The following is a 23,815-nucleotide window of genomic DNA, read 5'->3' on the forward strand; positions in this document are numbered from 1 at the left end:
GTCATCGCCTCCCTGGAGCGGGGGCGGCCAGGACCTCCCGAGCCGGTCGCCGCGACTCGGCCACGTCCGCGAGGATCAGGTCGAGACCGGCGACGAGGCCCAGGACCGCCCACAGGTGCCGGAAGTGCAGCACCTCGTAGAAGAGGCCCGCCATGAGGAACGCCGCGCCGAGGGCGGCGAGGAAGTGCGGCGACGGGACGAGCACCGTCACCGGCCCCGGGTCGCCGCTGCGTCCCGGGACCCCCTCGGCCATGCCACGTCCGCGGCGTCCCGCGACGCGCGCCAGCCGTGCCGCCACGGACGCGAGCAGGACGACGAGGCCGACGCCTCCGATGAGGCCGAGCTCGACGAGCGTCGCCACGTAGTCGTTGTGCGCCTCCTTGACGTAGGGGGCAGGGATCGACGCCAGGGCCTCCTTCGTCCGCCCGGGGCCGACACCGACGAGAGTCCCGTCCCAGAAGAGCCGGACGCCTTCGGAGAAGAGGACCTGCCGGTCCTGGCTCGACGAGTCCCCCCGACCGAACGAGTCGTGCAGGACCGGACCACCGGCGGCGGCGCTCGCCTGCACCGACCCCCAGTCGACCGAGGTGACGACCGCCCCGGCGGCCGCCGCCAGGACGCACGCGAGCCCGGTCGCGGCGATGGCACCACGCGACCGCCATGACCCGACGACGACCCCGACGCCGAGGCCGACCACCATGCCGAGCATGGCGCCGTTCGATCCGGTGAGGACGGTCGCGACGACGAGGAGGAGGACGGTCGCGGCGCGCGCGAGGCGGCGGCGCGGGTATCGCGAGGCGAGGACGACGAACAGGCAGGCGACGAAGTAGTTGCCGGCGAGGTTGGGGTCGCCGAAGGTCAGGGCGGACCGCGAGCCGTCCCGGGTGGTCTGGCCGGCGAGCCACGGGATCCCGGCGAGGCGACCGGCCACGAGCAGGCCGGCGCTGACGATCCCGCTCCAGCACCACGTGACGCACACGAGTCGGACGAGGGAGTGGTCGGCACGCACGGCGTTGGCGATGGTGGCGGCCCAGAGCAGGAGGAACAGGTCCTGTCCGAGGACCGTGGTCGAGCGCACGTCCCGGCTGGCGAGCGCGGCGACGGCACCGGCCAGGACCAGGAGCCACATGCCGGCGGCGTACGGCACGTGGAGGCGTACGCCGTTGCTCGACAGCCAGAGGAGCACCCCACCCATCGCCAGGAGGATGGGCAGGTCCGCAGGTGAGGTGTTGCCAGGACCGGTGGGCGTGAGGACCGGCATGCACGCGATGGCTGCCGCGATGAGGAGGCGCACGGACCGTGACGCCGGGACCACGGCCCGGCGCCCCGGCAGCGGTGCGGACGCAGCGGCCCGTCCTGTCGTCGTGGGCGCGGCCGCCGCCGTCGTGGTCACGACCCCACCTCCGCGAGGAGGGACGCGTGCGCGCGGGCGAACGGCGGTGAGTCGCTCGTCGTCGCCACCTCGCTGAGACCCACGAGCACGGCGTCCCGCCAGGCCATGGTGCTCGGGTCGCGCCCGAGCGCGGGCGCGATGAAGTCGGCCACTCCGGCGGCATACCACCCCTCGCCCCTCAGCAGATGCCGCACGGGGTCACCCCACGCCCCCGCGCGGAGGCCCGCGTGCCCGTGGACCCGGGCACCGCTCGGGGTGTGCCGGTCGAGGTAGAGCGTGTAGGCGAGGGCGAAACGCACGCGGTCCCACAGCGGGGACGCACCGAAGCGAGCGTGCTCCCAGTCGACGACGCCGGTGACCCGACGACCCGTCCGCAGGAGGTTGCCGCACCAGAAGTCGCCGTGGGTGACGTGACCCGTGTCGAGGTCACCCACCCGCGCCCTGGCGCTCCGGCACACCTGCGCCGCCGCCATCCCGACCTCGTCCGGCCAGCGGCTCTCGAGCGCAGCGGCGCCGTCGGCCTCCGGCTGCGGCGGGACCGTTAGGCCGTGCAGCCGGGAGAGCCACCCGGCTGCCGCGTCGAAGTCGGCCCGCACGTCACGGCGACGACCCGTGTGGTGCCAGCGGTGGTAGTCGACCGAGAACGGCCGACCCGACGAGACCGTCGTGACGAGGAACGTGCCCGCCGCGGTCTCGTGCAGGGCGAGCAGGCGGGGGACCGTCCCGCCGACGAGACCGGGGTCGAGCTGCCCCAGCTGCTCGAGTGCGGCGGCCTCGGCACGGACCGACCGGGCGGCCCCACCGGTCAGGGCCACCTTGACCGCGAGGACCGGCGTCGTCGCACCGGAGGGCGTCGCCATGACGACCGCCTTGGGATGGTCGTCCCGCGACATGGCCACGACCGCGAGCCGGACCGTCCCGTCGCCCAGGTGCCGCCGCAGGACGTCCTCGACGGCCCCGAGGTCGGGGAACGCCGTCTGCCTCGTCGACGTGGTCATGGTCGGTGGACGATGACCATGCGCCCGGCCACGAGCGGACCGACCCACCGGACGAGGTGGCGGTTCCGGCCGAGGCACGTCGTGGCCGTGATGAGCAGGGATCCGCGCGACCTCCCCGGGGGGACGGTCGCGAAGGCGTTCCAGAACCACGTCAGGCTCTCGACCGAGTCCTCGACGACGAAGGCTGCCGTCCTCAGACCCGGCAGCACGACGAGCTCACGGTCGACGACGAGGCCGGCCTCCCGGGCGAGACGTGTCAGGCGCCTGGCGCTGAGCCGACGCCCGTCGAGGAGGACGAGCCGCTTCGCCGACGACACTCCCGCGATCGCCGCCGCCGAGCCCCGTCGGGAGCCGCGGACCTCGACCACCGGCGTGCCACCCGGCACGAGCAGGGCCAGCGCGGCCTCGATGGCGCTCACGAGGCCCTCCCCCACCCGGGCACCGGCGCCAGCAGCGGCCGGCGGACCTCGGGGTCGCCGGTGTAGACCTCCTGCAGGGTCGCGCCCAGGGTGCTCGCGTCGTAGCGGGTGCCGAGCTGGGCCGTGGCCCGCTCCGCCCAGGCCGCGGCCTGTCTCGGATGGGTGAGGGCGTGGTCGAGCGCCCGGGCCAGCTGGTCCGGGTCCTGGGGCGCCACGAGCAGACCGGTCACTCCGGGGACCACGACGTCGGAGACGGCGTTCACCGACGTCGCGACCACGGGTATGCCGCACGCCTGGGCCTCGACGATGGCGCACGGCAAGCCCTCGTAGCGGCTCGACATGGCGAAGACGTCGAACGCCGGCAGCAGCTCGGCCACGTCCGTGCGGTGACCGAGCAGCAGCACGCGACGCTCGAGGCCCGACGCCCGCGCTCGACGGGCCGTGTCCTCCAGGAGGGGACCGCCACCGACCCAGACGAGCACGGCCGGCGTCGCCATCCGGGCCAACGCCTCGAGCATGACCTCCGGCGCCTTCTGGAAGTCCATCCGTCCGACCGTGCCGACGACCGTCGCGTCCGCGGGCAGCCCGAGCAGGGCCCGCGCGCGCGAGCGTGACGCCGGCGACGCGGTGACCGACGCGGGCTCGACGGCCGGACCGATCGTGACGAGCTGCTCGGGGCGGACCACCTTGCGCCGGAGCGCCTCGACCGCGACGCCCGTGCCGATGGCGAGATAGGCGTCCGTGACGTGCGAGAGCTCGCGCTCGGTGCGGATGTAGGCCCGCCGCACGGCAGCGGACTGGAAGTCGTGCCAAGGGAATCCGTGCAACGTGTGCACGATGCGGGGCACGCCTGCTCTCGAGGCCGCGACGCGTCCCAGGACGCCCGCCTTGGCGCTGTGGGTGTGCACGACGTCGAAGTCCTCAGCCCTGAGCAGCCGCGAGATCGACCGGAAGGCCCTGGCATCCTGGGCCGGGTTGATCGGTGAGACGAGTTCCGGCACGACGACCACGTCGACGCCGCTCGAGCGGGCGACGTCGAGGAGAGCGTCACCCGAGCCGACGACGAGAGTGCTCGCGTACAGCTCTCGGGGCAGGCTCACCGCCCCGCGCACGGCGACCCCGCCGGCCCCGGCGACGCACCGGGTGATGATGTGCGCCACACGCTGCGTCATGCCCGCGCCCCTGTCATCCCGGGGTTCGTCGCTCGCTCGGCTCGCGCGGTGTGCTCGGCGCGGTCGACGAGCTCGACGAGGGAGGTCCCGGGACGTGCCGGGAGGACGACCTCGACGCAGTGGAGGGACCGGGCGAGGCGCTCCGACTCGCCCACGATCGACGGATGCGCCGGGCCGAGGCCGGTGCCCAGTGCCAGCGTCGCGGCGAAGGCCCAGTACCGGCGCAGCTCACCCGCGGCATACGTGCCGGTGGCGAGGGCTCTCGCGGCGACTGCCGGCGGGACCGGCCTCACGGTGGGTCGCGCACCGGAGCCACGTCGGAGCACGAGCAGCAGGGATGGCGTCATGGCGGGCAGCGTGCCGTCCCACGGCTGCTCCACCCGGCCGTGGGGCATCGACCGACGGCCGACCCGGACCGGGCCCGCGTCGACGCGTCGGGGCTCACGCAGCCCGTGGATCATCGCCCCGTCGTAGGTGCAGAGGTTGTCGCTGACCGACGCGCCCTGGTCCGGCCCGAGGCCGGCGACGAGCGTCGACTTGCCCACGCCCCCCGGCCCGGCGAGGAGCACACCCAGGCCTGCGACCTGCGCCGCCGAGACGTGCAGCGGCACGGCTCCCCCGACACCGGCCCACCACAGGGTCGGGTACTGCAGGAGCGCGGCACGCCAGAGCAGCTCGGTGCGCCCGGGAGCCACGAGGCGCAGGGCGCGGTGGGAGGGCCCCGGGCGGGAGCGTGCCGTCACCGAGAGTGCCCTCGACGACGGCTCGACGAGCAGGTCCAGGCCGCTCGCGCAGGCGTCGGTGAGCACGACGCGACGGTCGTCTGCGAAGGCACCGCGGGTGAGCGGCGTCAGGCCGTGCACCTCGAACGGCTCGCGGGAGGACTCCAGCCGCACGACGACATCGGCGTCCCGGCCCGGCTGCGGCACCTCGGCCCGGTGCGGCGCCTCCGCTCGAGGAGGTTCGCCGAGGGCGCGGTCGATGACCTGCGACCAGCCGCGTGGCACCGACCCGACCTCCAGCGTCAGGCCGCAGGACTCGGCGCGCCGGCTCACGGCATCCTCCACATCTTGTGGCTGCTCAGGGCCCCGTGGTCGACGCGACGCGGGTCGGGGACGCCGTCAGCCGGATCCACCGGGATCTCGGGGGTGACGTCGGTGAGGGGGGTGATGGGGGGACGGTGGACCCGGCCACCCTCCGCGAGCGTCTGCCGGTCGATGAGCCACCGGCGCCGGAAGGTGAGCACGCCGACGACGGGCCAGTCCATCACCGCAGCGGTGCGCGCCAGCTCCTCGAGGTGGCGCTGCGACTCGACGGTCGGGCTGAGCACGATCACGACGGGGTCGGCGGGGCGACCGACGTCCTCCGCCGGCCGCGCGACCGTCGCGTCGGGGGCGTGGTCGACGTGCAGGCCGGTGAGCGCCTCGAGCTCGGTGCAGATGCGCGCAGCCCACCGGTCGTGCTTCCGCTCGACCGGGAGCAGCAGCAACGGCCGCCCGGTGAACCGGGCGCCGAGCACGGCTGCTGCACCTCCGAACTCACGCAGGGCGCGGGCACCCCGTGGCCCCCCGAGGTCGAGCGTGGGCAGGTGCCCGAGGAGCGGGGCGCGCAGCTCGGCCGCCACCCACCGACGGCCCCGGACCCGGGGGTGGAGCGCCTCGAGGATCGCCACGAGGCCCAGAGCGAGGATCAGCGCGGCCAGACCCGCCAGAGCCACGAGCTGGCCGACCTTTGGGCCGACCGGATCAGAGGACGCCGTCGCGGGATCGAGCAAGCCGATGCTCGATCGCTCCGACGCCGCCAGGACGAGGTCGGAGCGCTGCCGCAGCAGGTCCGTGAGGCTCGGTGCCTCCGCCGCGATCCGCGCCTGCAGCTCGAGTACCGCGCCCGGGGCAGCCGTCGCCAGCTGGTGGATCAGGCCGTCTCGCTCCTTCGTGAAGCGGCTGATCTGGTGGTCGAGGGCGGTCATCTTCACGGCGTCGCTCTGGTGAGCGGTGTTGGCGTACTTGAGAGCCTGCTGGACGAGCGAGTTCGCGACGATGACCGAACGGTCCGCGTTGCCCGTGGTGACGAGGACGTCGTTGACCGTGGAGACGCCCACTCGGTTCACGACGATCGAGTGGGTGGCGAAGGGAGTCGGGTCGCCCTTGAGCCCAGCTGCGGCCATGGCGTGACGCACCATGTTGGGGGTCGTGATCACACCCTGGAGCCACTGTGTCGCAGCGTCCGCCTGGACATTGGTGCTGGCGAGACCACCGGACATCTGGACCCGCGCCGAGGCCTGGTACTGCAGGTCCTGGTTGGTGGCGTAGACGCCCGCCGCCAATGACGCCACCAGGACCAGCAACCCGATCAGCCACCAGTAACCACCGATCATGCGGCGGAACGCTTCATCGATGCGCATGTCTTCTCTCTCTCAAGACGTCCGGGAATCAGTGCAGGACGGCGAACGGCCGCATCCGCGCCACCGGGCGGATGATCTGGTGCGAGGACAGGACCGACATCGCCGCGTTGACGCCGGCGTCGTCGAGGTGCGCCGTCTCGCTCGGGGCGGTGTCGTCGTAGCGGAACCGGAGCGTGGAGCGCCCCGCGGGATCGGGCTGGGAGGCCCCGCTCGTCGCGAACTGGTCGATGACGGTGCCCGCCCCGTGGCAGGCGGAGTGGAGGCTCTGGCCGCTGGACGGGCCGGCGACCGCGAGGTACGACGACGTCCGGTGCGTCCCGGGCAGCAGGACCGCCTGACCCGTCTGCGCGAAGGTGGTCCCGGGCACCATGAGGTGCGCCGGGTAGGCGCGGCACGAGTTGTGGCGGTGCACGACGGCACGTTCCCCGGCGACGTCCTCCTCGTAGATCGAGTTGTGGGGCGAGTCGACGACGAGCCTGCCCGGGGCGCCGCCGAAGGCGTCCGCCGCCAGCTGCCGGAGTGCCTGGTAGGTCGCCATGCGGAAGGCGAAGCCGTAGTTCATCGCCGCCGCGTTGGCGAGCATGAGCCGCTTCCCCTCGTCCGAGTCGAGACCGACCGGTGGGCACGCCGAGCTGAAGAAGAGGCGCATCCGCTCGCGGACCTGCTGGGTGGATCGCGCCGTGGCGAGGTGGAACAACGGCTTCTGGACCGCCATCGCCGCCCTCATGACGCGGGCGGTGTCACGCCGGCGGGCGAACAGGTGACCGATCTCGCCCGTCAGCACGCCGCCGCCGGCGTGGTACTGCAGCGTCACCTGGCCCTCGTGGACGCCGAGCTGCCGGGCGGCGACCGGGTCGAGGATCTCCTCGACCACCTGCAGTTCGACGAAGTGGTTCGTCGGACCCACAGTGCCGAAGCGGAGCCGGGCCAGCTGCCACGTGAGCGCGGGGACCTCGGCGACGAGACGCTCGCTGCCGCCCCACGCCGCGAGGTCGATCCGGCCGCTCTCCTCCACCCGCTCGAGCTCGGCGGGGTCGACCCCGTTCCGCTCGACGGCGAAGCCGGCGCCCTCGGTGGCGGCGGCGACCACGTCCCCATACGACAGGTCGCGCCGGTTGGTCGTGGGATAGGGGTAGCGCTCGCGCACCCGGCGGTAGAAGTCGCTGACGGCGGCATCGCTCGGTCGGTCGCAGCCCAGGGCGATGAGCGCCATGCCGCAGTTGACCGACGAGCTCGTGAGCGTCGGTCGGATCGTCCCTGCCGTCGCCACGGCGATGCTCGAGGGCATCTCCATGGCCGACTTGTGGTGGAAGTCGGGAAGCACGACCGGTGGGGCCACGAGGTCCATCCCGAGCGTGGCGGAGTTCAGCGACGCGACGAGGTCTCGGTCCGCCGGGACGCGGTCGCTGTCGAACACGCGTGCCTCGTGATGGCCTGCCGGCCGGTCCGACGTCGGCTCCGCGGCGCGACCGGCGATGACGGTGATCTTCATGGGGCGAACCTGTCCTCGTGGGGTGCGGGCTGCATCAGTAGTCGTCCGGGTACGGGGCGGACGTCTGGAGGGCGAACACGTCGCCGGGTTCGGGGCGGTAGACCGGCAGCACCGCACCGAGGGCGCGGCGCACGTCGTCCGCTGCGTTCCGCCGGGCGGCGTCGTAGAGCGCGAGCATCAGGGCGTCGAAGTGCTCGTGCACCGGGACGGCCTGCGCGCCGAAGATGCGTGGATGACTCGTGGGGAGGCATTCCTCGTCGTCGCTGAACAGCGACTCGTGGAGCTTCTCCCCGGGACGGAGCCCGGTGAACCGGATGTGGACGTCGCGGACGCCGAGCTGCCGTGCGAAGTTGGCCACGAGGTCGACGATCCGGACGGGTGAGCCCATGTCGAGCACGAACGTCTCCGAGCCGGTGGTCAGGTGCGCCGCCTCGAGCACGAGGCCGACCGCCTCCTCGATCGTCATGAAGTACCTCGTGACGTCCGGATGCGTCACGGTCACATCCCGTCCCGCCGCCATCTGGGCCACGAGCACGGGGAGGAGCGAGCCCCGGCTGCCGAGCACGTTGCCGAAGCGCACGGCCGAGACCACGGTGCGGCCTCCCGCGTGCTTCTTGACCACCTGCTCGGCCAGGGCCTTGGTCGCTCCCAGGACGGAGGTCGGGTCAGCGGCCTTGTCGGTGGAGATGGCGACGAAGCGCTCGACTCCCGCCTCGACCGCGGCGACCAGCACGTTCTCGGTGCCCTGGACGTTCGACTTCACGCCCTCGCAGGGATGCTCCTCCAGCATCGGCAGGTGCTTGAGGGCTGCCGCGTGGAAGACGACCTGCGGCTTGTACTGCCCCATGACCTGCCGCATGCGTTCGGCGTCGCGGATGTCGGCCACGACGGTGTCGTGCGACTCGAGGAACGCCTCTCCGCGCAGCTCGAGCTGGAGGCGGTGGAGGTTGGACTCGTCGTGGTCGAGCATGACGAGGCGGTGGGGCACGAAGCCGTTGACCTGACGGCACAGCTCGCTGCCGATCGAGCCACCGGCCCCGGTCACGAGCACCGTTCTGCCCGTGATGATCTCGGCAACCTCCGGTGACGCGACGTGGAGCTCGCAGCGGCCGATCAGGTTGGCGACGTCGAGCGAGCACATGTCCGTGCCCACGACGTCTCGTCGCAGCAGGGCCACGAAGGACGGCAGCCTGCGGACACTCGCCCCGACGCGGGCCGCGGCTGTGGCCAGCCTGGTCACCTCGGCCTCGGGAAGCCCCGGGATCGCGAGGACGACGACGTCGATCCGCTCGGCCGTCGCGACCTGCAGGACGTCGGCCAGCCGGCCGAGCACGGGGAGGTGGCGAACCCGGCGCTTGCTGGGGTCGTCGTCGAGGAAGCCCACGGGACACAGCCCGAAGTCGTCGACTCGCTGCAGGTCCCGCGCGAGAGCCTTGCCTGCTGCCCCGGCTCCGACGATGAGGGTCCGGAGGCTGAGTCCGGGCCCGGCGCTGCCGATCCCGGGCAGACTGACCAGCTGTGACGTCATCGCGTGCCCCCGATCCGCCAGAGCGCCGCACAGACCTCGTCGACGTCGTCATCGCTGAGGTTCTGGTCGAAGGGCAGCGACAGGGTGGTGGCGAAGACGGCGTCGGCGCCGGGAAGGCCGCCGGCAGGCACGACGCAGTGCTCGACGTGCCACGTCAGCCGGTGCAGGGGGATGAAGTGCACCGAGGTCCCGATGCCCAGGTCGTTGAGCCGGTCGATGAGCTCGTCGCGGGCGACCGGGAAGCCTGGGTGGACCCGCACCGCGTAGAGGTGCCAGGCGTGTCGACCCTCGACCGGGCGCGGCGGCAGGCTGACCCAGGGGAGGCTGCTGAGCTGCGCGTCGTAGCGCGCCGCCACCTCGCGACGGCGTGCCTGGTCGGTGTCGAACCGGCGCAGCTGCGCACGGCCGATCGCTGCCTGGACGTCCGTGAGGTTCGCCTTGAGGCCGTCGTCGGCCACGTCGTAGCGCCAGCTCGCCCCGGGCGAGTAGCGGCGCCAGGCGTCGCGGGACATCCCGTGCAACCGGGTGCGGGCCATGACCTCGGCGAAGTCCTCGTCGAGGGTCGTCACCATGCCGCCCTCCCCGATCGCCAGGTTCTTCGTGGCGTAGAAGCTGAAGCAGGTCGCGCGGGAGATCGACCCGACCGGTCGCGTCCCGACCCACGTGCCGAGCGCGTGCGCGGCGTCCTCGATGACGTGGTCGAGTCCGATCCCGGCTGCCGCGGCGGCGGCCTCCACGTCGACCGGGTTGCCGCCGAGGTGCATGACGACCATGGCCGACACACCACCGACGTCGCGCACGGCAGCGCGAATGTGCTCCTCGGTCGGGACGGCCGTCCAGGGGTCGACGTCGGCGAGGACCGGCACGAGGCCGGCATGAGTGATGGCTCCGGCCGCGCCGCAGAACGTGTTCGTCGACATCAGCACGCGCGACCCACGGGCCAGACACAGGCCCCGCAGAGCGAGCTCCAGTCCCGCCGTGCAGGAGCTGACCGCGACGCCCCGGGCGGCACCGACGTGGTCGGCGAACTCTCGCTCGAAGTCGGCGACCTGCTGCCCTGTCGTCACCCACCCCGACTCGAGGACCTGGGCGACGGCGGAGCGGGCATCGGGACCGATCACCGTGCGCGCGAAGGGAATCGAGCGAGCCGCGGCCACTCGTGGTGCGGATGTGTGGACCRTCATGGCTACCCCTGGACGTGAAGAGACTGCGAACGTGGGCGCGGGTGGTGCCCGCTCCCTCGACGGTAGGAACAGGGCGGCAGCCCCACACCCGCTCAGCGCCCGAGTCCACCTACGCCATTCGCGGTAGACGCTCCCTCGGCACTCCGGCCGAGGAGGCCGCCGCGGCGGGCCTCCGCCACGGCCGCGAGCGTCGAGTGGACCTGGAGCCGCCGCAGGATGGCTCCCACGTGCGTGCGGACGGTGTTGGGCGACATGTCGAGCAGCCGTCCCGTCTCGTCCCGCGAGCACCCGTCCATGAGGCAGCGCAGGACGTCCTGCTGACGCGGAGTCAGGCGCAGGGGAAGGCGCTTCGACGCGTCCGACGTCGTCGGGGCGCTCTGTGGGGCCAGCACGGCGGTCATCCGGGACACCGGCATGAACACCTCGTGCGCCCCGACCTCGCGAACGGCGGCCACGAGTCGGTCGAGCGACTCGTCGCTGCACACCCATCCACGGATGCCGGACTCGAGGGCATCACGCACGAGGTCGGACGCGCCCGCCTCGGTCAGGAGCACGATGCCCAGGTCGTGATCGCGTGCGAGTGCAGTGCGCACGAGGTCGGACGACAGCTCCTGGCGCGTGACCGCGTGCAGGACGAGCACGTCCACCCGGCCCGAGCCGAGGAGCTGGGGCAGACCCGCCGACGTGCTCGTGCGGCCCACCACCCGCATGCCGGGTCGCGTCTCGAGGGCCTCCGCCAACGCCTCCAGAACCAGCTGCTGTCGGGCGAAGACCACAACCCGAACAGGTTGGGGCGCCATCGACACAGCATCGTTCGGGACGGCGCCTCCCGCACCCGCCGTCTGGACGACCTCCGGCTACGTCACATGGCCGACCGTGTCGTCCTCAGGCGCGCAGTCGCGCCGGCCAGATCGCCGCACTCCCGTGGTCGGCGAGCAGCGCTGCCGCCTCGAGCCGGGAGTGGACACCGAGCTTGGTGAGCAGGTTCTGCACGTGCGTGCGCGCCGTGCTGTTCTGTACGCCGAGCCGTTGAGCGATCTGCTGCGTCGCCAGTCCCCTCGTGATGCACCACAGCACGTCCCACTCCCGGTCGGTCAGGAAGCGGAGGGCCCAGAGCGGGTCGTGGGCGGACGGAGGCAGGAAGGCACGCTGCAGCAGCGTCGCCTCCACGGCGACCTGCCCCTCGACGGCCCGGTCGAGCATGAGGCAGATCGCATCGAGGGACATCGCCTTGCAGAGGAAGCCGGCGGCACCGACGGAGAGGGCCCCGACGACCGCCTGCGGGTCGGCCGTCGCCGAGAGGACGACGACCTTGGTGCCCGGATGGCGTGCCGTCAGGGCGCGCACCGCCTCGAGGCTCGTCCCGCCCGGGAAGTGCAGGTCGATGAGGCACACGTCAGGAGCGTGCTCGGCGACCGCGGCGACGGCGGCGTCGGGGGCCAGGGTCAGCGCCACGACGTCGTGGCCACGGGCCTCGAGGGAGGCGCCGAGAGCCTCCAGCAGAAGGCGATGGTCGTCGCAGACCACGATCCTCATCGCGCCTCGGCCCACGGCAGGAGTGGCAGCTCGACCGTCGCGACAGCGCCCCCGTGGACACCGTTCTCGAGCCGGAGCCGTCCACGACACTCCTCGAGGACCGCTGCCACCGTCACGAGACCGATGGAGTGCTGGGGCACGAGACGCCCCAGCCCCGGCCCGTCGTCGACGACCCTCAGCACGGCCCACGGTGCGTCCGTACGGACGACGACCGCCACGTGCCCGTCCGTTCCTGCGGCCCGAGCAGCGTTGTCCAGCAAGCAGATCAAGGCACGGACGAGCGAGACGCGCGACGCGAGCACGGGCACGGGCTCCTCCGCCTCGATCGTGACGGTGGACGACGTGACGAGGGCACAGCACGACACCGCGTACGTCGCGACGTCCCTCAGGTCGAGCAGTCCCGGGTCGTCTCCGGGCGCGTCCCCCAGGACGGATCCCACGAGCTCGGTGAGCCAGGCGACCTCGTGCTGGATGCGGCTCAGGCGCTCCTTGCTGTCGAGGACCTGCGGGTCGGCGAGGAGGCTGATCGTGGCCAAGGGCTGGATGAGGTCGTGGCACAGCGCGCGCATCGCGTCATCGCCACCCGGACGCCGTGGCGCCTGGTGCCCACCCTCGATGCGTACGTCGCGACGACGCTGCGCGCCACGACGGATGTAGTCCGACTTTCGGTTCGACATGTGGTCCCCCCGGACTTGTCTTCTGTACTCAGGCCGAGAACCCCGCTCGGCCCGGGTCAGGCGGTGACACGGCAGAGCACCGTCGCGTCCGGCGACGGATCATCACCCATCCCAACGGGTGACGTGACGGGATCTGACCGACGCGGCGGCAACCGCCGGGCACCCCAGCACCCGACGCACATCCGACCCCCCAGGTCGGAAGGCTGCCGTCTCACTGTCATCACTCAGGTCCAGAACTGTAGGAGCTGAGGTCCACCCCCGACCCTCCGGCGGTCGTGGACCTAGTGGTGAGGAGTCGGCGACCTCCTGCCGTTTCACGGTAACACCGGGTTAGGGCGACTGAGCGGGATAGAGCGAGGATCGCCGAGTTCCCTTGTACGAACTGGACATCCGAGACAACTCTCCCTTGGCGGGGCGCTGAACACCGACGCCGGGGCGCCTCGACTCAGCGGCGGACGAGGCGCGCCCGGCGGCGCACGACCGATCGTGGCACCACACGGAGCAGCCCGACGATCGTCTTGTACTGCAGGCCCGGGACCGAGACGACCCGGCCCTTGTCGACGTCGTCGAGGCAGTCGGAGACGAGGCGCGACGGGTCGAGCCACATGAAGTCGGGGCCCGGCTTGCTGATCCCCGCGCGCTGCTGGAACTCGGTGTTGGTGAAGCCGGGGCACAGGGCAGTCACCGTGACCCCCGACCCGGCGAGCTCGCTCGCGAGCCCCTCGCTGAAGGTCGTGACCCACGCCTTGGCGGCGGAGTAGGACCCGGAGGCGATGAAGCCGGCCACCGACGAGACGTTGACGATGCGGCCCCGGCCGCGCTCGCGCATCGCGACACCGGCCGCGTGCGAGAGGACGAGCACCGCCCGCGTCAGCACGTCGAAGGCGGCCTCCTCGACGGCGACGTCGTTGCGCAGGAAGCTGCGGCGCTGGCCGTAGCCGGCATTGTTGACGAGCACGTCGACGGGACGCTCGGGGTCGGCGACGCGGTCGGCGACCGTCTGCAGGGCCGACCGGTCCGAGAGGTCGGCGACGAGCACCTCGGCCGTGACGGCATACCTGCTCGTCAGCTCGGCGGCGACGGCGTCGAGGCGCTCACGGTCGCGCGCGACGAGGACCAGGTCGTGCTGGCGGGCGGCGAGCTGCCGCGCGAACTCGTGTCCGATGCCGGCGCTCGCGCCGGTGACGAGGGCCGTGGGTCGCGTCGTGCGCGGTGCAGTCATGTGACTCACCCTAGGGATCGGCCGTCGGCGCGGCGGTCTAGGGTGGCCGACTGTGCGCATCGCCACCTGGAACGTCAACTCCATCCGATCCCGCGTCGACCGCGTCGCCGCCTGGCTCGAGCGCAGCGAGGTCGACGTGCTCGCGATCCAGGAGACCAAGGCGCGCGCCGACCAGTTCCCGCTCGAGCGGTTCGAGGCTCTCGGCTACGAGGTCGCCCACCACGGGCTGAGCCAGTGGAACGGCGTCGCCGTCGTCTCGCGCGTCGGTCTCGAGGACGTGCAGGTCGGGTTCGACGGGATGCCGGGCTGGGGCGAGCCGGTCGCGCCCGAGGCGCGCGCCATCAGCGCGCTGTGCGACAGCGTACGCGTGTGGTCCCTCTACGTCCCGAACGGCCGCTCGCTCGACGACCCGCACCTCGCGTACAAGCTGGGCTGGCTCGAGGCGCTGGCGGCCGCCGGTCGCGGATGGCTGGCCGACGACCCCGGGGCGCAGATCGCCCTGCTCGGCGACTGGAACATCGCGCCGACCGACGCCGACGTGTGGAGCGTCCCGTACTACGAGGACAAGACCCACACCTCGCCCGGTGAGCGCGCCGCCTTCCAGGGCGTCGTCGACGCCGGCTTCAGCGACGTCGTGCGGCCGCACACGAGCGAGCCCGGCACCTTCACCTACTGGGACTACACGCAGCTGCGCTTCCAGAAGCGGCAGGGCATGCGCATCGACTTCGCGCTGTGCTCCCCCGCCCTCGCCGACCGCGTCGTCGGGGCCGCCATCGACCGCGAGGAGCGCAAGGGCAAGGGTGCCTCCGACCACGCGCCCGTCGTCTTCCAGGTCGCCGACGCCGAGCCCGTCGGGACGACGGGGTCCGAGGCGTGAGGCGCCACGACCGCCGCGGCATCGTCACGCCCGACGGCGCCATCCTGTCGGTGCACACCCACGTCGACCCGGAGCTGCCGGCGGACGCGCCGACCCTCGTGCTCGCACACGGCTGGGCCGTCGACCACGAGAGCTGGATGCCGGTCGTCGAGCAGCTCGCCGACGAGCCGATCCGGGTCGTGCTGTGGGACCAGCGGGGGCACGGACGCTCGACGCTCGGGCTGCGTCGGGCCGAGATCGCGTCGACGTCGGTCGGGCACACGGGACGCGACCTCGACGTCGTGCTGCGCAGTGTCGTGCCGCCCGCCTCCCCGGTGCTGCTCGCCGGACACTCGATGGGCGGCATGACCGTCATGGCGCTCGCCGAGCAGCGGCCCGACCTCTTCGGCACACGGGTACGGGCGGCACTCCTCGTCGCGACCGCGGCCTCCCACGTCGCCCTCGGCGAACGCACCGGTGAGGCGGCCGTCATGCGGCTGGCCGCCCGCGGCCTGCCGCTTCCCCCCGGCGGCAACGCCAGGATCCGCGCCCTCGTGCGCGGCCTCTTCGGCGAGGACGCCGACCCGGCGGACGTGGAGACCGCCTGCGAGCAGGTGGCCGCCACGAAGCTGACGACGTTCGCCGCCTTCTACGGCGCGCTGCTCACCGTCGACCAGCGGGCCGGCTTCCCCGCCCTCGAACGCGTGCGTGTCGCCATCGTCGCCGGTCGCCTGGACCCGCTCATGCCGGTGACGCGGGCTCGCGCACTGCGCGTCGCCCTGCCGCACGCGACGTTCGTCGACATCGCCCGCGCCGGCCACATGCTGCCGTGGGAGGCGACCGACGTCGTCGCCGACGAGGTACGCAGCCTGCTCGCCGAGCTGCGCGCCCGGCCCGCCACCGTCTGAGTCCCGGGCAGGACGCCCGAGCGGCGTCGCCTCAGAGGGCGACGAAGCGGGGTGCGTCGGCGTCTGCAGGCTCGGCGGCGCTCGTCCGGCCGCCCACCCCGAGGGTGAACGCCACGCCCGCCCCGAGCAGGGCGGCGATCGCGCCTCCGAGGAAGACCGTCTGCACCTGCACGACGCCGGCCCCGATGAGCGCGTCCGTGTCGAGCTGGTCGGGCAGCCGGCGCACCGCGTCGAAGTAGCGGTTGAGCCCGATCGACGTGAGCAGCGCGAGCCCGACGACCATGCCGACCATCCGGGCCACGACGACGAGCGAGCTCGCGACCCCGTGCGCGTCGGCCGGTGAGTCGGCGAGCGCCGCGTTGTTGACCGGTGCGAGCGCGAGGCCCATGCCCAGGCCGACGACGACGAGGACGACGGTCGCCGGGACGGTGTCGCCGACCGACGCGAGCGTCCAGCGCGACATGACGACGAGGCCGACCCCGGCGAGGAGCAGGCCGGCGCCGGCGACGGCACCGTCCCCGAGGCGGCGCAGCGACCAGCCGCCGACGAGGGCCCCGACGGGCACGGCGAGGAGGAAACGGACGAGGACGAGCGCCGCACCGGTCTCGTCGTAGGTGTCGGTGAGCCGCGCGAGGAGCGGCACGTCGACGACGACCGAGACGAGGGCCGCCCCGACGAGGAGGCTGACGACGAGCGAGCGGCCGCCACGCGCCCCGACGACGCCACGAGGGATGAGCGGGTCGGCCGCGTGACGGTGCCACCACACGAGGGCGACGAGGGCGACGGCGCCGACGGGCAGCAGGCTGTAACCGAGCGGGCCGACGACCTCCTTCTCCGGGTCGGAGGACGCGAAGGTCAGCACCAGGCTGCCGAGCGCGACGGCCACGAGCAGCGCGCCCACGAGGTCGGCCCGCCGCAGGACGGCCCACCACCGGGGGGCCGTCAGCACCGCGACGACGACGAGCAGCGCGAGACCGACGACACCGACCGGGGTCAGCACGCGCGAGCTGCCGGCGAAGGGCACGAAGGGCGCGCCGAGGGTCACGTCGGTGACGAGCGTCTCAGGAGCAGCGAGCGCGAGCCCGGTCACGGCGAGACCGACGACGAGCAGCACGGCCGTGATCGCCGACAGGACGCGGCGGCTACCGGTGGACCTGGGGCGCGGCACGTCAGCCGACCCCTGGGTGCCCGCGCGGGGACCGAGGAGGTGGATGACGGCATACAGCACGAGGGCGGCAGCGACGTTGAGCCAGAAGATCGCTCGCCATCCGGACCACGCCAGCACGACCGCGCCGAGGACCGGCCCGAGCACCGAGCCGAGCTCCTGCACGGCGCCCACGACCCCGAGCGGCGTCCCACGACGGTGCGGCGGCCAGAGGTCCGCGACGAGGGCGAGGGTGGCCGGGACGAGACCGCCGCCACCGATGCCCTGGAGCACCCGACCGGTCACGAGCACCGGCATCTCGACGGCGAGCGCCGTGACGGCCGAGCCGACGACGAAGACGAGGAGGCACCCGAGCAGGATGCGCCGACGGTCGAGCAGGTCGGAGAGCCGGCCGATGAGCGGCAGCACCGCGATGTAGCCGAGGAGGAAGCCGGAGATGATCGGTGTCGCCCGCTGGAGGGCGTCGATGCCGATGCCGACGCCGGCCATCATGTCGGTGAGCGCCAGGACGACGACGTACGTGTCGGCGGCGGCCAGCGCGACCGCGGCGGACGCGGCCGAGAGCAGCGCGAGGCGATGCGTGCCGGCAGCGGCCCCGGACGGGGGTGGTGTCGTCACCGGCGCGTCAGGGCTTGGTGATGGTGACGGGCTGGCCGTACTGGTCGAGCGTCAGGGTGTAGGTCGACGTCGTGCCGGCGCCGAAGAACGGGCCCGTGATGACGACCTGGCGCAGCTCCTGCGAGTCCGTGAGGCCGTAGGTCACCTGGAACGTGCCGTTGGGGTCGCCGATGAGGAAGAGGTCGGTGACGGCCTTGCCGGGCACGGTGCCCTTGATCGTCGTCAGCACCTCGGAGCCCTGGCGCACCTTCTCGCCCGCGACCGGGGAGGTCGTCGCGGTGAGGAGCGTCGTCAGCCCCTTGTCGGGTAAGAAGAGGACGGCCGGGTCGGGAAGGCCGAAGGTCTTGGGGTCGATCTTGTTGGTGCCCGGGACGAGCGGCAGCTTGGCGTAGACGTCGCCGTCGAGCGAGGTGATCTCGGCATCGGCCTGGATGCCCTTGAGCGTCACCTTGAAGGTGCCCTTGAAGGCCGGTGGGTGCTTGCCCCAGCCGTCGGCCGACACGACACCGCTCGCACCCTGCGGGACGTTGCTGCTCGCGAGCGTGAGGTGCACGGACGGTGCGGCGTCGACCTTCGCCTTGGCGGCCGAGAGCTCCTGGGCCGGCGAGAGCTGCGACGCGCTGGGCGTCGACCCGTCCGGGCTGCTCGAGCAGGAGGCCACCCCGACGACGCAGAGCGCCGAGAGGGCAGCGGCGGCGAGCGTTCCCGTGATGCGCATGGGGGTCAGGCTAACCGAGGGCGCCCCTCCCCTCGGTCCGCCACGGCAATGTGGGTATGGCTAGGGTCGGGGACGATCACGGCGGGACAACCCTGCCACCAGACGAAGGAGCACGAACCCATGGCCCTGCTCGGAGTGATCCTGCTGCTCGGCGGCGCCGGAGTCGGCGTCGTCTCCTACCTGGCGACCCACGCCGCTGCCGGGACGGTCRCCGTCACGGCCTTCGGCTTCACGCGCAACGCGACGCCGCTCGAGCTCGTCGTCTACGGCGCCGCCGCGGTCCTGCTCTTCGCGCTCGGCTGGGCCATGGTCTCGGCCGCCGCCCGTCGCCGTGCCCGCCTGCGCCGCGAGGACAAGGAGGCGACCCGCGTCACCGAGCTCGAGGAGAACGCCGAGGCCGCGCGCCTCGACCACGAGCGCCGCTTCCAGGAGGCCGGCCTGCGGGACGAGGACCTGCGCCGCCGCGAGAGCGAGCTGTCGGCCCGGCACGAGGGCCTCGACACCCGTGAGGCCGAGCTGTCGCGCCGCGAGGCGGAGTGGCGCGAGCGCGAGGGCCCGTCGGTCGCCGACGTCGTGACCGGCCGCGCCGACGGGAGCGTCAACGAGGGCACCGCGTCGTGGGCGGACGAGCCGCGTTCGGCCGGCAGCGTCGAGCGCCCCGCCGAGACGCGGGGCAGCCGTCGCGCCGACCGCACCGACGCGCTCGACCCGGCTGACACGGCTGACACCGGCTCCTCCGACGAGCGCGAGCAGCGCGACTCGACGGTGTGAGGGACCACACCGCCTACGTCTTCGACCTTGACGGCGTCGTCCGGGACTTCGCCCCGGGCGACGCCGACCCCGCGATCGAGGCAGCGCTCGGGCTGCCCGCGGGGCACGTCTCGGCGACGGCGTTCCGCAGCGAGCTGCTCCTGCCGACCATCACAGGTCGGCGCACCTTCGACGAGTGGTATGCCGCCATCTGCGCCGCCCTCGAGGAGGTCGTCCCCGAGCCGGCGCGGGTGCGCGAGCACATGGCGCAGTGGCACGCGAACCGCGGCACGGTCATCGACGAGACCGTCGAGCGCCTCGAGCAGCTGCGTGCGGGCGGCCACCGCACGTACGTCTTCACCAACGGCACCGACCAGGTGCCGCAGGAGATGGAGCTGCTCGGGATCACCCGGCTCTTCGACGGCCTGCTCAACACCGCCGACTTCGGCGTGGCCAAGCCCGACCCGATGGCGTATGCCGCCGCCCACCGCGCCATCGAGGCCGACCTCGGGCGCGTGGTGGCCCGAGCCGAGGTCTGGTTCACCGACGACCGCGAGGACAACGTCGCGGCCGCCCGTGAGTTCGGTTGGGACGCAGAGCTCTTCACGCGCTGAGTGCCGTGTGTCAGACCAGGTCGAGCGCCTCGCCGTCGGCGTCGACACCCACGGTGACCGTCGACCCGTCGCGCACGTCGCCCGAGAGCAGGCCCCGGGCCAGTCGGTCGCCGATCTCCCGCTGCACGAGCCGGCGCAGCGGCCGGGCGCCGTAGGCCGGGTCGTAGCCGCGGGCCGCCAGCCACTGGCGTGCGTCGTCGGTGACCTCGAGGGTGATGCGCCGGTCGGAGAGCCGCTCGGCGAACGCCCGCACCTGCAGGTCGACGATGTGGGCGAGGTCGTCGCGGCTCAGGGCGTCGAAGACGACGACCTCGTCGAGGCGGTTGAGGAACTCGGGCTTGAACGACGAGCGCACCACACCCATGACCGACTCCCGGCGCGCGTCGGGGCTCAGCGTCGGGTCGGTGAGGAACTGCGAGCCGAGGTTGGAGGTCAGCACGAGGATGACGTTGCGGAAGTCGACGGTGCGGCCCTGGCCGTCGGTGAGGCGCCCGTCGTCGAGGACCTGGAGCAGGATGTCGAACGTCTCGGGGTGGGCCTTCTCGACCTCGTCGAGGAGGATCACGGAGTAGGGACGACGGCGGACGGCCTCGGTGAGCTGGCCACCCTCCTCGTAGCCGACGTAGCCGGGGGGCGCCCCGATGAGGCGCGCGACGGAGTGCCGTTCGGAGTACTCCGACATGTCGATGCGGACCATGGCCCGCTCGTCGTCGAAGAGGAAGTCGGCAAGGCTCTTGGCCAGCTCGGTCTTGCCGACACCGGTGGGTCCGAGGAAGAGGAAGCTGCCCGTCGGCCGGTCGGGGTCGGAGACCCCGGCGCGCGTGCGGCGCACCGCGTCGGAGACCGCACGCACCGCCTCGGCCTGGCCGATGAGCCGGGCGCCGATGTGCTGCTCCATGTGCAGCAGCTTCTCGGACTCGCCCTCCATGAGCCGGCCGGCGGGGATGCCGGTCCAGGCGGAGATGACGTCGGCGATGTCGTCGGCGCCGACCTCCTCCTTGACCATCGGCTCCTCGTCGCCGGTCGTGGCCGCGGCCTCGCGCTCCTGGGCGGTCGCGAGCTCCTTCTCGAGGGTCGGGATGTCGCCGTAGAGGATCTTGGAGGCGGCGCCGAGGTCGCCCTCGCGCTGGAGCCGGTCGGCCTGGGTGCGCAGGTCGTCGACGCGGGCCTTGAGGTCACCGACGGCGTTGAGACCGGACTTCTCGGCCTCCCACCGGGCATTGAGGGCGGCGAGCTCCTCGGAGCGGTCGGCGAGGTCCTTGCGCAGACGCTCGAGGCGGTCCTTGCTCGCCGCGTCGCTCTCCTGCTCGAGGGCGAACTCCTCCATCTTGAGCCGGTCGACGGCACGCCGGAGCTCGTCGATCTCGACGGGGCTCGAGTCGATCTCCATGCGCAACCGGGAGGCGGCCTCGTCGATGAGGTCGATGGCCTTGTCAGGCAGCTGGCGACCGCTGATGTAGCGGTCGGACAGGCTGGCCGCGGCGACGAGCGCCGAGTCGGCGATCGTCACCTTGTGGTGGCCCTCGTAGCGCTCCTTGAGCCCACGGAGGATGGCGATGGTGTCCTCGACGGAGGGCTCGCCGACGAAGACCTGCTGGAAGCGGCGCTCGAGGGCGGCGTCCTTCTCGATGTGCTTGCGGTACTCGTCGAGGGTCGTCGCGCCGACGAGACGCAGCTCGCCGCGGGCGAGCATCGGCTTGAGCATGTTGCCGGCGTCCATCGCGCCCTCGCCTCCGGCGCCCGCGCCGACGACGGTGTGGATCTCGTCGATGAAGGTGACGATCTGGCCGTCACTGCCCTTGATCTCCTCGAGGACGGCCTTGAGCCGCTCCTCGAACTCGCCGCGGTACTTCGCCCCGGCGATCATCGAGCCGAGGTCGAGGCTGTAGAGAGTCTTGTCGCGCAGGCTCTCGGGCACGTCGCCCTCGACGATGCGCTGGGCGAGGCCCTCGACRACGGCGGTCTTGCCGACGCCCGGCTCGCCGATGAGGACGGGGTTGTTCTTCGTCCGGCGCGAGAGGACCTGGACGACGCGGCGGATCTCGGCGTCCCGGCCGATGACGGGGTCGAGCTTGCCCTCTCGCGCGCGGGCGGTGAGGTCGGTGCCGTACTTCGACAGCGCCTCGAAGGTGCCCTCGGGGTTGTCGGACGTCACGGGACGCCCCCCGCGCAGCTCGGGGACGGCCGCCTCGATGGCGTCGGCGTCGAGGCCGAACTGCCCCGTGCGCGCGAGCGCGAGCAGCAGGTGGTCGGTGGAGACGTAGGAGTCGCCCATCGCCGTCATGTACTGCTGGGCCTGCTGGACGACGCGTCCCGCCGTGGCCGAGAGCTGCGGCTGCTGGGCGCCGCCGGTGACCTGCGGCATCACGGCCATGGTCCGCTCGGCGACGGCGGTCGCGGCGGCGACGCTCGAGCCACCAGCGGTGAGCAGGGCCGGGGTGGTCGTGCCGCTCTGGGCTGCCAACGCGAGCAACAGGTGTGCCGGCTCGATGTTCGGGTGGTGCTTGCCCGTCGCGGTCGTCGCGGCCTGGGCGAAGGCCTCCTGAGCCTTGTTGGTCAGCTGTAGGTCCATACGTACTCCTGGTGAGGGGATCGGTTCACTGGGGTCAACTGGCGCTGACTTGAGTCTATTCCACTCAACTTCGTGCCTGACCTGACGGTGGCCGGCCTTCAGGTCAGGCAGAACTCGTTGCCCTCGGGGTCCTGCATGACGAGGTAGTGGTCCACCTCCGTGAGCGTCTCGCGCACCACCGTGGCGCCGAGGGCGACGAGTCGGTCAGCCTCTGCCTGCAGCTGTTCGCCCTTGCCCTCGGCAGGACCGGGCACCCCGCTGAGCCGGACGTCGAGGTGCAGGCGGTTCTTCGCCGTCTTGCCCTCCGGCACCTTCTGGAGGAAGACCCGCGGCCCGGCTCCGTCCGGGTCCACGACGGCATACGCGTCGTTCTGGCGCTCCGGAGGCAGCCCCCACGCGGTGAGCGCTTCGGTCCACGTCGCGAACCCCGGCGGCGGGGCGTCCTCGACGTAGCCGAGCACCTCGGCCCAGAAGCCGCCGAGGGCGCGGGGGTCGCTGCTGTCGATGGTCACCTGGAACGCGCGGGACATCGTGACTCCTCAGTCGTGCGGATCGGGGTCGTACCAGCCGTCGTGGGCCGCGGCGAGCGCCTGGAAGCGGACGGCATACGCCCGGTCCGGCGGGGTGCGCACGTAGACGGCCCACTCGTGGGCCTCGGAGTCGTCCTCGCCCGCGAGCGCCTCTCGCACGACGCGGACGTCGGCCAGCCCCTCGGCCTCGAGCTCCTCGGCGAGCTCCTCGGCGGTGTCACGCTCCGGCAGCACGATGAGGTGCTGGGCGTCGTCGGTCGGGCTCACGCGCCCAGCCTAGGACCGACCGACGACCTCGTCCGGCTCGGCGCCGGTCTCGATGACGCGCTGGGCGACCTCGCGCAGCTTGACGTTGTGGTCCTGGGAGGCGCGGCGGAGCACGTCGAAGGCCTCCTCCGACACGATCCGGTGCCTCTCGATGAGGATGCCCATGGCCTGGCCCACGAGCCGGTGGCTCTCGACGGCGCGCTCGAGGTTGGCCTCGTTCTGCCGGAAACGGTCGACCGTGACGATCCGGTCCACCGCCTGCGCCAACGAGTGCAGGAGCAGCTCCGCGACGGTCCGCTCGACCCCCTCGGCAGACGGCGTCCGGCCGACGCCGGCCCACACCCGGCACGTGGCGTGGATCCCCGACGACTCCATGAGGATGCCGCGGGTCCCGGCGTCAGCCGGGTCCATCGTCACCCCGTCGAGGTCGACGGGTCCGGCGAGCACCTCGCGGACGGCCGGGGGCAGCGCGGACGGCGGCACGACACCGGAGGCGCCGGCGAGCAGGTCGTGCTGGGTCGCGGTCACCCGGATCACGGCCTCGCCGACGAGCGCCTCACCGATGGCGGACGCGGCGAGGGAGAGCGCCTCCTCGAGGTCCTCGGAGCGGACCATCAGCCGCGCTGCGGCGGTGATCCGCGCCGCGGCGTCGAGCCAGCGGTCGTCGTTCGCTGCGGTCGCCGGACGCAGGTCGGTCACGGGCCCTCCAGGGTATGCGTGGGAAGGCCCGCGAACTTGGAGGCAGGACAGTGTTGCATCCCGTGACGCCGCCGGACAAAGCACGACACGAGG

At 72.7% G+C, this 23,815-nt stretch carries 23 protein-coding genes; 4 read left to right on the forward strand and 19 right to left on the reverse strand.

What is annotated here, in order from left to right; genetic code table 11:
* Window position 1 precedes the first annotated feature (1 nt).
* The 13 genes from AB4Y83_RS10070 to AB4Y83_RS10130 all read right to left on the reverse strand — a co-directional run bounded on the left by AB4Y83_RS10070 (window position 2) and on the right by AB4Y83_RS10130 (window position 14,025).
* Window positions 2-1,393: an O-antigen ligase family protein gene (locus AB4Y83_RS10070; RefSeq protein WP_442296761.1), complete on the reverse strand. Its 1,392-nt coding sequence runs from the start codon at window positions 1,391-1,393 to the stop codon at window positions 2-4.
* On the reverse strand, window positions 1,390-2,391 hold the full coding sequence (locus AB4Y83_RS10075; protein WP_442296762.1) for a phosphotransferase family protein: 1,002 nt from the start codon (window positions 2,389-2,391) through the stop codon (window positions 1,390-1,392). The genes AB4Y83_RS10070 and AB4Y83_RS10075 overlap by 4 nt, the downstream gene beginning before the upstream one ends.
* The gene (locus tag AB4Y83_RS10080) at window positions 2,388-2,810 is read right to left on the reverse strand and encodes a hypothetical protein (protein ID WP_442276063.1); all 423 of its coding nucleotides are present in this window, start codon (window positions 2,808-2,810) and stop codon (window positions 2,388-2,390) included. The genes AB4Y83_RS10075 and AB4Y83_RS10080 overlap by 4 nt, the downstream gene beginning before the upstream one ends.
* Window positions 2,807-3,982, reverse strand: coding sequence for a glycosyltransferase (locus tag AB4Y83_RS10085; RefSeq protein WP_442296763.1), 1,176 nt, complete (start codon window positions 3,980-3,982; stop codon window positions 2,807-2,809). Before AB4Y83_RS10085 ends, AB4Y83_RS10080 begins: the two co-directional genes overlap by 4 nt.
* Window positions 3,979-5,037, reverse strand: coding sequence for a hypothetical protein (locus tag AB4Y83_RS10090; protein WP_442296764.1), 1,059 nt, complete (start codon window positions 5,035-5,037; stop codon window positions 3,979-3,981). Before AB4Y83_RS10090 ends, AB4Y83_RS10085 begins: the two co-directional genes overlap by 4 nt.
* Window positions 5,034-6,386, reverse strand: a complete 1,353-nt coding sequence (locus tag AB4Y83_RS10095) for a hypothetical protein (RefSeq protein ID WP_442276066.1) — start codon at window positions 6,384-6,386, stop codon at window positions 5,034-5,036. Before AB4Y83_RS10095 ends, AB4Y83_RS10090 begins: the two co-directional genes overlap by 4 nt.
* Before the next feature lie 28 nt (window positions 6,387-6,414).
* Window positions 6,415-7,878, reverse strand: coding sequence for an RtcB family protein (locus AB4Y83_RS10100; RefSeq protein ID WP_442276067.1), 1,464 nt, complete (start codon window positions 7,876-7,878; stop codon window positions 6,415-6,417).
* A 34-nt stretch (window positions 7,879-7,912) separates the two neighbouring features.
* Window positions 7,913-9,406: a polysaccharide biosynthesis protein gene (locus tag AB4Y83_RS10105; RefSeq protein ID WP_442276068.1), complete on the reverse strand. Its 1,494-nt coding sequence runs from the start codon at window positions 9,404-9,406 to the stop codon at window positions 7,913-7,915.
* Window positions 9,403-10,590 carry a DegT/DnrJ/EryC1/StrS family aminotransferase gene (locus tag AB4Y83_RS10110; protein ID WP_442296765.1) on the reverse strand — a complete coding sequence of 396 codons (1,188 nt, stop codon included), beginning with the start codon at window positions 10,588-10,590 and terminating at the stop codon, window positions 9,403-9,405. Before AB4Y83_RS10110 ends, AB4Y83_RS10105 begins: the two co-directional genes overlap by 4 nt.
* A gap of 92 nt (window positions 10,591-10,682) precedes the next feature.
* Window positions 10,683-11,390, reverse strand: a complete 708-nt coding sequence (locus tag AB4Y83_RS10115) for a response regulator transcription factor (RefSeq protein ID WP_442296766.1) — start codon at window positions 11,388-11,390, stop codon at window positions 10,683-10,685.
* 85 nt (window positions 11,391-11,475) lie between these two features.
* On the reverse strand, window positions 11,476-12,126 hold the full coding sequence (locus tag AB4Y83_RS10120; protein WP_442296767.1) for a response regulator: 651 nt from the start codon (window positions 12,124-12,126) through the stop codon (window positions 11,476-11,478).
* Window positions 12,123-12,803 carry a sensor histidine kinase gene (locus AB4Y83_RS10125; protein WP_442296768.1) on the reverse strand — a complete coding sequence of 227 codons (681 nt, stop codon included), beginning with the start codon at window positions 12,801-12,803 and terminating at the stop codon, window positions 12,123-12,125. Before AB4Y83_RS10125 ends, AB4Y83_RS10120 begins: the two co-directional genes overlap by 4 nt.
* A 445-nt stretch (window positions 12,804-13,248) precedes the next feature.
* A complete protein-coding gene (locus AB4Y83_RS10130; protein ID WP_442276073.1) occupies window positions 13,249-14,025 on the reverse strand; it encodes an SDR family NAD(P)-dependent oxidoreductase in 777 nt (258 codons plus the stop codon).
* 52 nt (window positions 14,026-14,077) lie between these two features.
* Here AB4Y83_RS10130 and AB4Y83_RS10135 point away from each other — a divergent pair, with 52 nt between their 5' ends.
* Complete coding sequence (locus tag AB4Y83_RS10135; protein ID WP_442276074.1) at window positions 14,078-14,902, forward strand: exodeoxyribonuclease III; 825 nt, start codon at window positions 14,078-14,080, stop codon at window positions 14,900-14,902.
* Window positions 14,899-15,789: an alpha/beta fold hydrolase gene (locus tag AB4Y83_RS10140; protein ID WP_442296769.1), complete on the forward strand. Its 891-nt coding sequence runs from the start codon at window positions 14,899-14,901 to the stop codon at window positions 15,787-15,789. Before AB4Y83_RS10135 ends, AB4Y83_RS10140 begins: the two co-directional genes overlap by 4 nt.
* Before the next feature lie 31 nt (window positions 15,790-15,820).
* On the opposite strand, the gene AB4Y83_RS10145 is transcribed toward AB4Y83_RS10140, so the two are convergent.
* Window positions 15,821-17,572: an MFS transporter gene (locus AB4Y83_RS10145; RefSeq protein ID WP_442296770.1), complete on the reverse strand. Its 1,752-nt coding sequence runs from the start codon at window positions 17,570-17,572 to the stop codon at window positions 15,821-15,823.
* 7 nt (window positions 17,573-17,579) lie between these two features.
* Window positions 17,580-18,290 (reverse strand): LppX_LprAFG lipoprotein, encoded by a 711-nt coding sequence (locus AB4Y83_RS10150; RefSeq protein ID WP_442296771.1) that lies wholly within the window; start codon window positions 18,288-18,290, stop codon window positions 17,580-17,582.
* A gap of 120 nt (window positions 18,291-18,410) precedes the next feature.
* On the opposite strand from AB4Y83_RS10150, the gene AB4Y83_RS10155 reads away from it, so the two are divergent.
* Entirely contained in the window at window positions 18,411-19,061 is a 651-nt protein-coding gene (locus AB4Y83_RS10155; RefSeq protein WP_442296772.1) for a hypothetical protein, read from the forward strand.
* The gene (locus AB4Y83_RS10160; RefSeq protein ID WP_442276079.1) at window positions 19,058-19,654 is read left to right on the forward strand and encodes an HAD family hydrolase; all 597 of its coding nucleotides are present in this window, start codon (window positions 19,058-19,060) and stop codon (window positions 19,652-19,654) included. The genes AB4Y83_RS10155 and AB4Y83_RS10160 overlap by 4 nt, the downstream gene beginning before the upstream one ends.
* Window positions 19,655-19,664: 10 nt before the next feature.
* Here AB4Y83_RS10160 and clpB read toward each other — a convergent pair whose 3' ends face one another.
* The 4 genes from clpB to AB4Y83_RS10180 all read right to left on the reverse strand — a co-directional run bounded on the left by clpB (window position 19,665) and on the right by AB4Y83_RS10180 (window position 23,722).
* Window positions 19,665-22,226 (reverse strand): ATP-dependent chaperone ClpB, encoded by a 2,562-nt coding sequence (gene clpB, locus AB4Y83_RS10165; RefSeq protein WP_442296773.1) that lies wholly within the window; start codon window positions 22,224-22,226, stop codon window positions 19,665-19,667.
* A gap of 98 nt (window positions 22,227-22,324) precedes the next feature.
* Window positions 22,325-22,756, reverse strand: coding sequence for a VOC family protein (locus AB4Y83_RS10170; RefSeq protein WP_442296774.1), 432 nt, complete (start codon window positions 22,754-22,756; stop codon window positions 22,325-22,327).
* Window positions 22,757-22,765: 9 nt separating this feature from the next.
* On the reverse strand, window positions 22,766-23,023 hold the full coding sequence (locus tag AB4Y83_RS10175) for a hypothetical protein (RefSeq protein WP_442296775.1): 258 nt from the start codon (window positions 23,021-23,023) through the stop codon (window positions 22,766-22,768).
* A 9-nt stretch (window positions 23,024-23,032) separates the two neighbouring features.
* Window positions 23,033-23,722, reverse strand: coding sequence for an ANTAR domain-containing protein (locus tag AB4Y83_RS10180; protein WP_442296776.1), 690 nt, complete (start codon window positions 23,720-23,722; stop codon window positions 23,033-23,035).
* Between the last annotated feature and the right edge of the window lie 93 nt (window positions 23,723-23,815).

The organism is Terrabacter sp. RAF57 (assembly GCF_052113925.1).
Lineage (GTDB): Bacteria > Actinomycetota > Actinomycetes > Actinomycetales > Dermatophilaceae > Terrabacter.